The 14,123-nt window shown below is 28.2% G+C and carries 15 protein-coding genes; 2 read left to right on the forward strand and 13 right to left on the reverse strand.

Annotation, left to right across the window (positions count from 1 at the left end; all coding sequences use genetic code 11):
* Positions 1-143 precede the first annotated feature (143 nt).
* Positions 144-1,304, reverse strand: a complete 1,161-nt coding sequence (alr, locus tag I4V16_RS03005) for an alanine racemase (protein ID WP_195631497.1) — start codon at positions 1,302-1,304, stop codon at positions 144-146.
* Positions 1,305-1,430: 126 nt separating this feature from the next.
* Complete coding sequence (locus tag I4V16_RS03010) at positions 1,431-1,796, reverse strand: DUF6483 family protein (protein WP_049178699.1); 366 nt, start codon at positions 1,794-1,796, stop codon at positions 1,431-1,433.
* 145 nt (positions 1,797-1,941) lie between these two features.
* Between I4V16_RS03010 and I4V16_RS03015 the strand changes: the two genes are divergently transcribed.
* Positions 1,942-2,451, forward strand: coding sequence for a ferritin (locus tag I4V16_RS03015; protein WP_027098303.1), 510 nt, complete (start codon positions 1,942-1,944; stop codon positions 2,449-2,451).
* Between the two features lie 137 nt (positions 2,452-2,588).
* Here the strand turns inward: I4V16_RS03015 and I4V16_RS03020 are convergent, their stop codons facing one another.
* The 5 genes from I4V16_RS03020 to I4V16_RS03040 all read right to left on the reverse strand — a co-directional run bounded on the left by I4V16_RS03020 (position 2,589) and on the right by I4V16_RS03040 (position 6,051).
* Positions 2,589-3,344 (reverse strand): MerR family transcriptional regulator, encoded by a 756-nt coding sequence (locus tag I4V16_RS03020; protein WP_195631498.1) that lies wholly within the window; start codon positions 3,342-3,344, stop codon positions 2,589-2,591.
* Positions 3,345-3,413: 69 nt separating this feature from the next.
* Entirely contained in the window at positions 3,414-3,941 is a 528-nt protein-coding gene (locus tag I4V16_RS03025) for a thioredoxin family protein (protein WP_049178692.1), read from the reverse strand.
* Positions 3,942-4,159: 218 nt separating this feature from the next.
* Positions 4,160-4,453, reverse strand: a complete 294-nt coding sequence (locus I4V16_RS03030) for a hypothetical protein (RefSeq protein ID WP_195966510.1) — start codon at positions 4,451-4,453, stop codon at positions 4,160-4,162.
* Positions 4,454-4,961: 508 nt separating this feature from the next.
* Complete coding sequence (locus I4V16_RS03035; RefSeq protein ID WP_195966511.1) at positions 4,962-5,549, reverse strand: zf-HC2 domain-containing protein; 588 nt, start codon at positions 5,547-5,549, stop codon at positions 4,962-4,964.
* Between the two features lies 1 nt (position 5,550).
* Entirely contained in the window at positions 5,551-6,051 is a 501-nt protein-coding gene (locus I4V16_RS03040; RefSeq protein ID WP_195572576.1) for an RNA polymerase sigma factor, read from the reverse strand.
* 120 nt (positions 6,052-6,171) lie between these two features.
* Here I4V16_RS03040 and I4V16_RS03045 point away from each other — a divergent pair, with 120 nt between their 5' ends.
* A complete protein-coding gene (locus tag I4V16_RS03045) occupies positions 6,172-6,966 on the forward strand; it encodes a Cof-type HAD-IIB family hydrolase (protein WP_099329125.1) in 795 nt (264 codons plus the stop codon).
* Between the two features lie 103 nt (positions 6,967-7,069).
* Here I4V16_RS03045 and I4V16_RS03050 read toward each other — a convergent pair whose 3' ends face one another.
* The 6 genes from I4V16_RS03050 to I4V16_RS03075 form a co-directional block, all read right to left on the reverse strand.
* Positions 7,070-7,402 carry an SdpI family protein gene (locus I4V16_RS03050; RefSeq protein ID WP_195966512.1) on the reverse strand — a complete coding sequence of 111 codons (333 nt, stop codon included), beginning with the start codon at positions 7,400-7,402 and terminating at the stop codon, positions 7,070-7,072.
* Between the two features lie 122 nt (positions 7,403-7,524).
* Positions 7,525-8,427, reverse strand: a complete 903-nt coding sequence (locus I4V16_RS03055; RefSeq protein WP_195966513.1) for a chemotaxis protein — start codon at positions 8,425-8,427, stop codon at positions 7,525-7,527.
* Between the two features lie 56 nt (positions 8,428-8,483).
* Positions 8,484-8,999 carry a DUF4829 domain-containing protein gene (locus I4V16_RS03060; RefSeq protein ID WP_180269499.1) on the reverse strand — a complete coding sequence of 172 codons (516 nt, stop codon included), beginning with the start codon at positions 8,997-8,999 and terminating at the stop codon, positions 8,484-8,486.
* A gap of 235 nt (positions 9,000-9,234) precedes the next feature.
* Positions 9,235-9,777 carry a phosphatase PAP2 family protein gene (locus tag I4V16_RS03065; protein ID WP_195966514.1) on the reverse strand — a complete coding sequence of 181 codons (543 nt, stop codon included), beginning with the start codon at positions 9,775-9,777 and terminating at the stop codon, positions 9,235-9,237.
* 89 nt (positions 9,778-9,866) lie between these two features.
* Positions 9,867-11,531 (reverse strand): ribonuclease J, encoded by a 1,665-nt coding sequence (locus tag I4V16_RS03070; RefSeq protein ID WP_207738392.1) that lies wholly within the window; start codon positions 11,529-11,531, stop codon positions 9,867-9,869.
* Positions 11,532-11,751: 220 nt separating this feature from the next.
* On the reverse strand, positions 11,752-14,123 hold a 2,372-nt coding region (locus tag I4V16_RS03075), incomplete at its 5' end, for a SpaA isopeptide-forming pilin-related protein (RefSeq protein WP_271822526.1).

A 14,123-nucleotide genomic window follows, 5' to 3' on the forward strand; every position in this document is an offset into this window, starting at 1 on the left:
ATAACTTAATACAATAGTACATCTTTTTTTATTTTTTGTCAAACATTAAAAGTTAAATATTTTCCTATGCATTAAAAAAGAGAAATTATTTCTAATTTCTCTTAAAAATATTCTATTAAGTTTTTAATTATTCTAATCTTTATTTAAATATAATTTCTAATTTCAACTACATTACCATCTTTAACATATACTCTAGGTACTCTTCCTTTAATCATACATATTATTTCATAATTTATTGTTCCAACAGCATTTGCCATATCATCAGCATTATATTTAATATCATCACATTCTCCTAAGAGTATAACCTCATCATCAACCTTAACATCATTAATATGAGTTACATCAATCATAAGTTGATCCATACAAACTCTTCCTATTACAGGTGCAAGTTTACCATTTACTATAACTTTTCCCTTATTGCTTAAAGCTCTTAAATATCCATCTGCATATCCTATAGGAATAGTAGCAACCCTTGTAGATTCACTAACTTCATAGGTTCTGCCATAACTTACAAAAGCTCCTTTTTCTAAAGTTTTAATGTGAGCAATCTTAGCCTTAAGTGTCATAGCAGGCTTAATTTTCAACCTATCTTTATTAACTTCATTTGAAGGATAATATCCATATATTACAATTCCAGCTCTTACCCCATCTAAGTACATATTAGGTAAATCCATTATAGTAGCACTGTTGGCTGCATGTTTAAATGGAATATTAATTCCTCTATCATTTAGCTCTTTATAAAAATCTTCTAATATTTTATACTGCTTATTTGTATATTCTTTATCTTCTTCATCTGCTGTTGAAAAATGAGTAAATAAACCTACTATATCTACTCCTTTTAATTTATCTATTTTAACTATATCCTCTATACTTTCTTCATTAGGAAGGAAACCTATTCTTCCCATGCCTGTATCAAGGGCAATATGAACTTTAACTTTTCCTTTTACATCTTCTGCTATAGCAGAAAACCTTTCAGCATCTTCTAAGGTATAAACAGTTTGTTCTATATCATATTTAATTAAATCTTCACCAAATTCTGTTGGAGTATAACCTAAAATAATTATTGGTGCAGTTATATTTTCTCTTCTTAATTCCATTGCCTCTGTAAGAGTTGCCACTGCTAATCTAGAAACACCATTTTTCAATAAAACTGGAGCAATATCAATTGCACCATGTCCATAAGCATCTGCTTTAATAACTCCTATAACTTCCTTATCCTTAGCTAACTCTTTTATATTTCTTATATTAAACTCAATCTTATCTAAATCTATTTCTGCCCATACTGGTCTGTATATCTTTTCCATGTAAAGATCCCCTCTTTTTCCCTTGTGCTTATACTATTATTCTAAATATTTTAAAGTTAAAATCAAAGTACCACTAATATAGATTTTTTATTACTAAGTGGCTTAACTAGCTATAAGATAGTACTACTATCCTTTTATCAAATACTTATATTTAAACTCTTGTAAATCTTCTAATCCTTGATATATCTCTCTTCTAGGGAAGTTTTTCTCTTCAAGTAACTTATCATCTTGATTTAACAAATAATTATAAAACCATTGTCCTAACTCATAAAACTCTTGAGTTTTATTTTTATAAAGCTCCTTATAGAATAAATCTTCTCCCTTATTAAATTCCCCTTCTTTAAGTAGTTTCTTTAAAACTATATAAAGTATGTCTTTATTTGATAAATTATTAAACTGTATTGGATCTACATCTTCTTTAACATCAAATAATGTTTTAGCTAATGCCTTGCTAAAGCCTTCAAATTTATCTAAAAGGAAATCGTGCTTCATTTTAATCCTCCAAAAACTTTTTATAATATACATTATACTATAATTTCTTCATATATTAATTTTATTTCCTTAAAATAATTGATATTTCTCTATTATGTATATAGAATAATCTTGTGTATAACATAAGATTAAAGGAGATGAACATATGCTAAGTGAAAAGTTATTAAATGAACTTAATGAACAAGTAAATTTTGAATTCTATTCTTCTTATACTTATCTTGCAATGGCAGGATACTGTGAATCTATTGATCTAAGTGGATTTGCAAACTTCTTTAGAGTTCAAGCTCAGGAAGAATTAGCTCATGCAATGAAGCTTTATGATTATATTTTCCAAAAGAATGGTGTTGTAGAATTAAAACAAATTCCTATGCCAACAGCTAAATATGATGGTGTTATTGATGTATTCCAAAAGGGTTATGAGCATGAACAACTTGTAACTAAGAAAATATATAATCTAGCTGATATTGCTCATGATGAAAAGGAACATGCTACTATGAGCTTGCTAAAATGGTTTATAGATGAGCAAGTTGAGGAAGAAAACAGCTTTAATGCTTTACTTAAGAAAGTTAGAAGATCTGAAGGAAATCCTGCTGCATTATACTTAATGGATGATGAACTAGCTAGTAGAGTGTATACTCCACCAACTAATGCATAAAATTTTATTTTTTTATGTTTAGAAATTTAATAATGAGTCAATAATTTTAATGAAACATTTTAATACATATTAAAATTACCTCATTACCCTATTTTTTAAGGCATAGATTTTATCTATGCCTCTTTTGTTTTATATTATTAGTTATAATAATTTTTTATAGCATCTCTTAAAAATTCTGCTGCACCTTCCCCAACATTATCCTCATAATACTTTTTAAATCTATCATCATAGACATACATTTCACCTAGCCCAATATGAGCTTCCTTGGAATAATTTCCATAATGATTAAGCCATGCTTTGTGAAGCTTAACCGCCTCTTTTGCTTCTTCACTATTAGAATCTCCTAATAGCATTGCCTCTTTTATGCTTTCATTAACCTTGTCTTTAAGATTCTCTAAGTCATTCCATTCACTTTCACTTAACTTCGATATTCTTCTATTGCTTTCATCTACAGCTTCATTACCATATTTTTCTCTAACTTCTTTACCATATTGTTTTTCATTGTTTTCTATAAAATCTCTTTTAAATCCTTCAAATTTTTCTTTATTAGACATTACTAAATCCCCTTCCATTGACTTTATGGTTTTTTCTACATTTCTTAATAAGGTTTCTATTCTAAGCTGCTCCTCTTTAAGCTTATTTCTATGGGCTATAAGAGCATTCTTTTGATTAAAATCCTTGTTTAAAATGATTTCCTTAATCTTTTCTAGAGGTAACCCCATTTCTTTATAGAACATAATTTGCTGAAGAGTATTTACCTCTACTTCACCATAAATTCTATAACCTGAAGAATTAACCCTGCAGGGTTTTAATAAATTAATTTCATCATAGTACCTTAAAGTTCTGCTACTAATGCCGGCTATCTTCGCTAAACTTTTTACGGTATACTCCATAAAATCACCTCCTAAAAATAGAATAAGCTATGACGTAACGTTAAGGTCAATAGTCAATATATTATTTTTTTAAACCTCTTTAGTAAAGTTAATATATCTATAACCTTCTCCTGTTAGAAATCTAATAATATCTTCTTGAATAAGATTATTGTATTTACCTTTTCTCATATTATCTATAATATCTTGAACTTTTTCTTTATCAGTATTTAACAAAATTTCTTTAACCCCAATAGGAAACTCAATATATTTTCTAACTGTATTACCTTTTTCATTAAGTATTAAAAATGTTGGCACTTTTCTTTCCCCTGAAAGTTCTTCTAATAATTCCTCATTTCCTTCCCTTCTTAAGAACTTAACTTCTATATTTTTGTTTAGTTCACTTAATTTAAGTAAAAAAGGTATTTCTGTTGCAGCATCTTTACAGCGTGGTTCTCCAAAAACTAGTATATTAAGTTTATTTTTAATATTTCTTACCTTATGTAAATCTTTATTAATTAATTGGCTTTGTTCATTAAGTCTATCAATTATTCCTCTTTGCTCCTCATCTGCCAAGCTCAAATATTCATTGTATGTAATTCCTAAATCAAAGTTTTTCATATTCTTATCTCCTGTTCAATAATAAAAATATTTTCTATACTACTTACTCCTAATCTATATGATTATAGTCTTTCCTACACACATAAATTCTATAGCTTATATACTAATGTGTCTACTTTTTATACTCCAAATAAAAATAGAAGGAGTTGATTATCTCCTTCTTTTATCCTAATTTTTATTTTCTTTTATAACATCTTCAAGCCTATCTAATCTCATTTTCATTTCTTTTCTTCTTTTTCAATATACTTAAATTGTACCTCCCCCTTTGAATTTCTATTAACCTCATAGCCACCCTTTACTATGCTGTTATATAATTCCTCCCTACTTTTAGAAAAATCATCTCTTTTAACTAAAATTGAATATTCAACATCATTTATATAGGTACTTATTGATATTTCACTAAGACCTTTATATCCATTGCTCTCTGCATACTTAATAATTTGAGAAGCCAAATCCACAAACCTATCTCTATAATCTCCATCCATTTCATCATGTAAATTTAATTGTATCAAAAACTTATCATCTAGCTCCTTAGAATATTGGATATCTCTATCCTTGTATTTTCCTTGGATTATATTGAAATATGCAAATAAATACTCATTCTTATTTCCATCTTTATTAAAAGAAACTTTATCCTTAAGCCCTTCTTTAAAGTCCTCTTCAACCTTTTTATTAAACCTATTATTAAGTTCAACATCCTCTATAAATCCATTTTCCTTGTATAAATCTATAATATCTCCATTCTTACTTAAGGTTATATTATAATCTAATCCTTCCTCTGCAGATATAACCCTTCCATAATACTCATTAAACTTAAAGTTATATCCTACATCTTTTATTATAAAATCCCTGTTACTATAATTCTCTTCTATATATTTATTTAGCTTATTTTTAGCAATTCCCTTACTTACAGGATTACTATTAAAGCATTGTATATAGAAAATAGGAAAGCTAATATTCCAACTAAAATAACAAAATAAATTATCTTTTTAAGATTAAATTTCACTTTCATTTTACCTCCTATTTATCTAAAAAAATTTTTTCTATTAATATTCCTATAACAACACCTATAAAGGTGAATCCCATAAAAAACAGAGCAAATATAGCATTACCATAGGTATAACTTATATAATCCCAAAGAGTAACCCCTATATTTTCACCTTGAATGCTTAAATTAATAAACATCTCTATTGATAGGTTTAGAAATTGAATAATATATATTGAAAGTGGTGCTATAAATTTATTCTTAAACTTTAAATATATAACTGCTCCAAATAGGGGTAATAACAAAAATCCATTAAATATTAAACTTCCAGAGGTTAATAAAGTTGCTAATACTCCTCCAACTATAGAATAAATTAATAGCTTACTAGTATTGCTCCTCTTAATATCCTGTACTATTTTCTGCTCTACCTTATCATCAACCTCATATTTATCATCTATACTTTTCCCTAAAAAACACTCATCTGATAAACTATTTAAATAATTATTACACTCACTGCATTTTTTTATGTGATGTTCTATTATTTCATTGCTCTCTTTAGAAGATAATCCATCTACATATAAAGTCATTAAATCTCGTATAACTTTACAGTCAATCATACTCATACTACATCTCCCCCTTATTCTCAATTAAATCTTTAAGTTTTACTTTTCCTCTATGAAAAATAACTCTAACCCAAGATTCTTTTCTGTTCATTATCTCACTTATCTCCCTATAAGATAACTTGTTTACTGCCCTCATTAAAATCACTTCTCTATATGGTTCTTCTATCTTATCTATAAGCTTAAATAAATCTCTAAGCTCTTCCTCTTGTATAATTCTTTCATCACTTTTATCCTGTTGTACTAATTTATTATTAAAATCATAATCATGTATATTATTTCTCTTATTTTTATCCCTAAGCCATGAAAGGTAAACATTTTTGCTAATAGAGTATATCCATGTAGATACCCTAGATTCTCCTCTGAACTTTTCTATATTTTTAATAGCAAGATAGAAGGTTTCCTGTAACAACTCTTCTGCTACAAGTGAATCCTTACATAAATAGAGAAGGTAACTATAAATTTTTTTATTGTAAAGTTTATAAAGCTTATCAAAATCCTCCATCTTATCCCCCTCTCATATTATTAGTGTATCTTAATACCCTTTTGTTTCAAATAAGTAATAGAAATTTTGACTTTTTTTATTTATAATTAGTTTATACATAACAAAAGATAGGAGAAAACTATGGATAGAAAAATAATATTTTTTGATATTGATGGAACAATTTTAGATGAGGAAACAAATAAAATACCAGAGAGTGCACTAGAAGCAATAAGAAAACTTAAAGAGAATGGTCATTTAGCTATTATTAATACTGGGAGAACCAAAGTCATACTACCTGAATTAATTAAAAACTCAGGCTTTAATGGGTATATTTGTGGTTGTGGAACTTATATAGAATGTGATGGACAAGTTTTATTAGATAACGAACTTGGACATGCCCTTTCAAAAGAAATTGCATTAGACTTTAAAGAGTTTAAATTAGATGCAATAGGTGAAGGAAGGGACTTTATATACTTTCCAGAAAAATCTACTATAAAACATAAAGAAGTTTTAAAACTTACTGTTGATTTAGCTGAAGAAGGTTTTTCTTTCAAATCACTTTCTCAATTAGATGAACTTTATTTTGATAAATTTGTGATTTTCTTAAACCAAGACAGTAATTTTGAAGGCTTCTATAATAAATATAAAGATAAGCTTGACTTTATAAAAAGAAGTGATGATTTCTACGAAGTTGTACCTAAAGGTTTTTCTAAAGCAACAGGAATTGAGTTTTTAATTAATCATTTAAATATTCCTCATAAAAACACTTTTGCTATTGGCGATAGTACCAATGATTTATCAATGCTAGAATACGCACATACTAGTATTGCAATGGGGAATAGTAATGAAGCACTACTTCCATTAGTATCTTATGTTACAACTCATATTAATAATGATGGAATCTTTAATGCACTTAAGCATTACAAATTAATTTAAAATAAAAAAGTGACCTTGAACGCTTTAGCCAAGAGGTCACTTTTTTCAGCCATACCACATTTTTGTGTTCTGTGATGACACTATAATTTTTATTTTCTTTGTATTACTTCCTACTTCCATCCCTATTAAATATTTTTCTTAAATACATTTCATCAAATATTAACATTAATATAGATCCTATTAATAATATAATAACTAAAAATTCATCAAATAAATTTTCTAAAAATAATTCCAATACCAAAGTGATAATTAGAAATATAATACCAAAAACTATCATACTAAATCTACCAATTTTCTGTGATACCTTCCATGTATCTTGGTTCTTCATTGATAACCTTGTACGATACCCATATACCCAATTAGAATTTTTTGAAGGAAAAAGATACATGATAACTCCACCTATAATTAATATAGCTGATACAATAAATCCCACCATAATATCATCTCCACTTTATATTATACTAATATTTTATTCAATAAAACATTTGTTAATCCTTATATAATTGAAAGAAGAGAAATATAATTTTTATTTCTCTTCTAAACTGCTAGTTATTTAATTTATATACCTAAAAGTTGATCTACAACTCCTATAAGTTCTTCTATCTCTGGCTTACTTAATTGAGCATCAGCTCCAACAGATTCTCCTTTGTGCCTTAAATCATCAGTAATTAATGATGAGAATATAATTACTGGTAATCTCTTTAACACTTCATCTTCTTTAACCTTTCTAGTTAAAGTTAATCCATCCATTTGTGGCATCTCAATATCTGTAATAAGAAGTTGAACTTCTTTAACAAAGGATTTTCCTAAGTCTTTCTTTAATCCTTCAAGATAGTCTAAAGCTTGTTCTCCATCATCAAATATCTTCATATTTGTAAATCCTGCTTTAGTTAATGTTTCCCTTAACAGCTTTCTAATTAATGGAGAATCGTCAGCTAAAACTAACTTAAGTTCAGATCTATCCTTATATTCTACAGAAACAAGTCTATCTTCACTAATACCAGACTTTGGACTAATATCTGTTACTATCTTTTCAAAATCTAACATAACTATAATTTTTCCATTTAAAACAATATTTCCAACTGCTAATGATTCATCAAACATATTATTGGGCTTTCTAATATCGCTCCACTTAATACGATGAACTCCTATAATATCATCAATATTAAATGCTACCTTAACCTTGTTAAATTCACATACTATTAATCTTGATCCTAATTCACTTGACTTTTCTCTATTTAAAATATATTTTAAATCAATTACTGGAAGTATTTCATCTCTACATAAAATTAATCCAGCTATTTCTTTTTTGCTTTCAGGCATTTTTGTCACACCATTTGCTGGCATATCAATAATTTCCTTAACCTTTATTACATTTATTGCATAATTAACGTCATTAGCTCTAAATTCAATTACTTCAACTTCCCCAGTACCTGATTCTAATAAAATATCACTAGTCATATTACCTCTCCTCACTTGTAAGTATAATATATTCTCGTTAAGAAATAACATAAACTTTACAGTAATATTTCTTCATCTTCACAGAAATATGGCTCTCCAGCTCCATCTATTTTCCAAGAAGAAGTACTATTTTCTCTTATTAAAATAAATCCCTTTTCATCAATACCACTATCCATTGGCATAATAGAGTCATCTATATACTCTTTATTATATTTTACCCTAAAAATTATCACATTTTTTATATCAATATTCCTCATTTTTCCCCTACCATAATCTAAATAATTAGAGTAGTTTTTCTTATCTTTTAACAATGCAACCTCTTTAATTTCTACACTATTAATATTGCTTAACATAAAATTTGTATCTTTGTAAACTTCTGTGTAACATTTTTTAAGTTCTTCTTCATTTCTATTATTCTCATATTTAAATGAATTTTTAATAACATTTAACCCTTCATTAATTTCATAATCAGTAAAGCTTATCTCTTCCTTTGTTATGCCACAAGCTATAATTCCAGTACTCATAAATATAATAAATACTATTAATATAATTTTTCTTATATTTCCTCTCATAATAGCACCTCCTATGTTTATTATACCCATTTTTTTACATAGTTTTATATTTAAAAAATAAAAAGATTCGCATATAAAATACGAATCTTTCTATACTTATAAATTAATATATCCCATAAGATTAAAATCCACTTCTCTTACATCTTCCCTACCTTCTCTAATCTCCCATACAACTAAAGACTGTCCCCTATGCATATCGCCAATTTTACCTTGGGCATTTTACCAATTTTTAATTTTAAACGTTATTTTTTGCATACTTTATTATGGAACATAATTTAATACTTATTATTCCTAATAAAACACCCATAAATAATCCTACAATTACATCTGATGGATAATGTACATATAGATATAATCTAGAAAATCCAATTATAGTAGCTAAAATTAATGAAATTGCTCCAATTTTTTTATCCATATAAATTAAAACTGTAGCAGCTGCAAATGAAGACATTGTATGTCCTGATGGAAAAGAAAAATCTAAAGGCTTCTTAATTAAAATATCTATAGCTGTATTAATATCAAAAGGCCTTACTCTAGCAACTACTGGTTTCAAAAATAAGTTACCTATTAATAAACATAGAATTAATGCACATCCCATCATAACTCCATATTTTCTAGTTTTCTTATAAATAAGAAGTAATACACAAATAATTATCCAAACTATACCTGCATTCCCTAAAGAAGTTACAATAGGCATAAACCAATCTAAAAAAGCACACTTAAAAACACTTTGAATCCAATCTAAAATAGCAATATCCATATTATATATATAATTCATTTCTAACCTCACATATTTTTTTATAAATTATATCAAAATTTATTGTATATTTAAAGGAGTTCAACATTAAAGTCAAACTCCTTTAAATATTATATTTCTACAATTACAGGCACAACCATAGGTCTTCTTTTTATCTTTTCATAAACATAACTATTTATATCAGTTCTTATATTTTTCTTTATTTCTGCCCATTCTGTAATATCATTATTAAGACATTTCTCTACTGAATCTGTTGCAATATTTCTAAGTTCCTTCATTAGTTCTTCAGAATCTCTTACATAAACAAATCCTCTTGTAATTATATCAGGTCCAGATGTAATACTTTTACTTTCTTTATTTATAGCAACTACTACTGTAATAATTCCATCTTGAGAAAGAGATTTTCTATCTCTTAAAACTATGTTACCTACATCTCCAACACCACTACCATCAATTAATATTCTTCCTGATGGTACTTTTCCTACAACTTTACCCCATCTTCTAGTTAATTCAAACACATCACCATTTTCAAGAATAGCTATGTTGTTTGGTCTAACTCCCATGATTTCTGAAAGTTGAGCATGTTTCTTTAAATGTTTATACTCACCATGAACTGGTAAGAAAAATTTAGGTTTAACTAAAGCATGGATAAGCTTTAATTCATCTTCACAAGCATGCCCTGAAACGTGGATAGCTTCCATAGAACTATAAATTACATCTGCTCCCCTTTTACTTAATTCGTTAATTATATTGGAAACAGATTTTTCATTTCCTGGTATTGGTGTAGCTGATATTATTACCATATCACCTTTTTCAACTTGAATACTTCTATGATTTCCAGCAGCTATTCTTGTTAAGGCAGACATAGGTTCTCCTTGACTACCAGTAGTTACAATAGTAATCCTATCATTTGCATAATTCTTTACTTCATCTAAACCAATTAACATACCTTCTGGTATATTTAAATATCCAAGCTTTATAGCAACTTCAGATATCTTTTCCATACTACGTCCACTAAATGCAATCTTTCTCTTTGTAAGTTCACAAGCATTTATTATTTGTTGTAGTCTATGGATATTTGAGGCAAAGGTAGCAATTATTATCCTTCCTGATGCCTTAGTAAAGTACCTATTTAAAGTTTCACCTAAAGAACTTTCTGACATAGTATGACCTGGATGAGTTACATTTGTACTATCTGCCATTAAAAGTAAAACTCCCTTTTTACCTAATTCAGCAAATCTACCTAAATCAATAACTTTTCCATCTATAGGTGTATAATCAACCTTTATATCACCTGTGTGAATAATTACCCCAATTGGAGTATGTAATGCTAAAGCACAACTATCAGCTATACTATGATTTGTTCTTATAAATTCTATTTTAAAGTTATCTAGTTTTACAGTTTCTCCCTGTTCAACAACATTTAAAGTACAATCATTTAGCATCTTGTGCTCTGTTAATTTAGTTTCAATTAATCCTAAAGTTAATCTAGTTCCGTACACTGGTACATTTAATTCCTTTAGTATATAAGGTAAGGCTCCTATATGGTCTTCATGTCCATGTGTTATAAATATTCCTTTGACCTTGTCCTTATTTCTTTTAAGGAATGTTATATCTGGAATAACTAAATCTATTCCATATAAATCTTCATCTGGGAAAGCTAATCCACAGTCAACAACTATAATCTCATCGTCATATTGAAATGCAGTTATATTCTTTCCTATTTCTCCAAGTCCCCCTAAAGGGATGATTTTTACGCTCTTATACTTTTGCAAATTTATTCTCCTATCCTTTTCTATAATTTATTGCTTTATTTTAATATTATTTAAAATCGTTTATAATCTCTTACTTTATAATATAATTAATCTCATTCCTTTGCAAGATATTAAATTATACTATTCTTTACTTATATTTTGCGTAAAGAATATATTTTTATACAATTAATAAAGAAAGTCATGAAGAATTTTATATCCTTCATGACTTAAATTTAATTATTTATTTTTTCTTATGCATTAACAACATAGCTATTAAGGAAAGTAGTGACATTAAGCCTAAGCCTCCAATATTACCACTTTCGTCACCAGTCTTTACAGGTTCTTTTTCATTATCTTCCTTTGAAGGTACTTCTGGTTCTTTAGGGTCTTCTGGTAATAATTCTTCTTTTATATTTTCTACCTTCAATAATATTTCAAGATTTTCGTTATTTATAGTAACATTTTCAGAAAAATCATTTAGAACATATCCTTCTGGTGCCTTTGTTTCTATAACAATATAGCTGCCATAAGGTAGTTGGATAGAATTAGCTACTCCTTCTTCATTTGTAATAAGAGTATCTAAAATATTACCTTCTAAATCTCTTATTTCAAATTCTGCTCCTAATAGCTTAACATCTTCATCAATGCTATCTACCTTTAGAATACTGATATTTCCTAAGATTTTTGTATTTTCAAATGTTAACCCTATTGTTTGTCCATTTGAATCTATTGTTACATTCTTAGATTCTTCTGATAATTCATATCCTTCAGGAGCACTTACTTCTGCTACTGTGTAGCTTCCATATGGAAGCTCTTTTGATGTTCCTACTCCGTTTTCGCCAGTAGTTATTGTATCTACCACTGTTCCTTGGGAATCCTTAACTTCAAATACTGCTCCTGATAGCTTAACATCTTCATCATCACTATCTACCTTTAGGATATTTATCTTTCCTAAGATCTTTGTATTAGTTATTGTTTTATAAATCTCTGTCTCAGAGTTTACCTCAATCACTATTAAATCTATGGATAATTTATATCCATCCGGAGCTTTGGTTTCAATTAAAGTATATTCCCCATATGGTAAATTTCCTAAACTTCCTTTTCCATCTTCTCCTGTTACTATATTTCCTACTTCTTCTCCATCAGAGTTTATTACTTTAAATTCTGCTCCTTCTAACTTAAGTTCACTATCTTTACTATCTACTTTTTCTATTGATATTGAACCAAGAAGTTTAGTATTTTCAAATGTCAACTCTATTGTTTCTCCATTTGAATCTATTGTTACATTCTTAGATTCCTCTGATAACTCATATCCTGAAGGTGCAGTTACTTCTGTTACTGTGTAGCTTCCGTATGGAAGTTCTTTTGAAGTTCCTACTCCGTTTTCGTCAGTAGTTATTGTATCTACTACAGTTCCTTCAGAATCCTTAATTTCAAATACTGCTCCTATTAGCTTAATATCTTCATCAGCACTATCTACCTTTAAGATATTTATCTTTCCTAAAATCTTTGTATTTTCAAATGTTAACTCTATTGTTTGACCATTTGAATTTATTGTTACATCCTTAGATTCTCCTGATAATTCATATCCTGGAGGTGCACTTACTTCTGTTACTGTGTAGCTTCCGTATGGAAGTTCTTTTGAAGTTCCTACTCCGTTTTCACCAGTAGTTATTGTATCCACTACTGTTCCTTCAGAATCCTTAATCTCAAATACTGCTCCTGGTAACTTAATATCTGCATCAGTACTATCTACCTTCAGAATACTTATCTTACCTAGAATCTTTGTATTAGTTATTGTTTTATAAACTACTGCTTTAGAATTTACCTCAACCACTATTAAATCTAAGGATAATTCATATCCATCTGGTGCTTTAGTTTCCATTAGAGTATACTCACCATATGGTAAATTTCCTAAACTTCCTTTTCCATCTTCTCCTGTTACTATATTTCCCACTTCTTCTCCATCAGAGTTTATTACTTTAAATTCTGCTCCTTCTAATTTAAGTTCACTATCTTCACTATCTACTTTTTCTATTGATATTGAACCAAGAAGTTTAGAGTTTTTAAATGTTAACTCTATTGTTTGTCCATTTGAATCTATTGTTACATCCTTAGATTCTCCTGATAATTCATATCCTGGAGGTGCACTTACTTCTGTTACTGTGTAGTTTCCGTAGGGAAGTTCTTTTGAAGTTCCTACTCCGTTTTCACCAGTAGTTATTGTATCCACTACTGTTCCTTCGGAATCCTTAACCTCAAATACTGCTCCTAATAGCTTAACATCTTCATCAATGCTATCTACCTTTAGAATACTGATCTTTCCTAAGATTTTTGTATTAGTTATTGTTTTATAAACTACTGCTTTAGAATTTACCTCAACCACTATTAAATCTAAGGATAATTCATATCCATCTGGTGCTTTAGTTTCCATTAGAGTATACTCACCATATGGTAAATTTCCTAAACTTCCTTTTCCATCTTCTCCTGTTACTATATTTCCCACTTCTTCTCCATCAGAGTTTATTACTTTAAATTCTGCTCCTTCTAATTTAAGTTCACTATCTTCACTATCTACTTTTTCTATTGATATTGAACCAAGAAGTTTAGAAT

This window comes from Clostridium sp. 1001283B150210_160208_E6, assembly GCF_015669365.1.
Lineage (GTDB): Bacteria > Bacillota > Clostridia > Clostridiales > Clostridiaceae > Clostridium > Clostridium paraputrificum.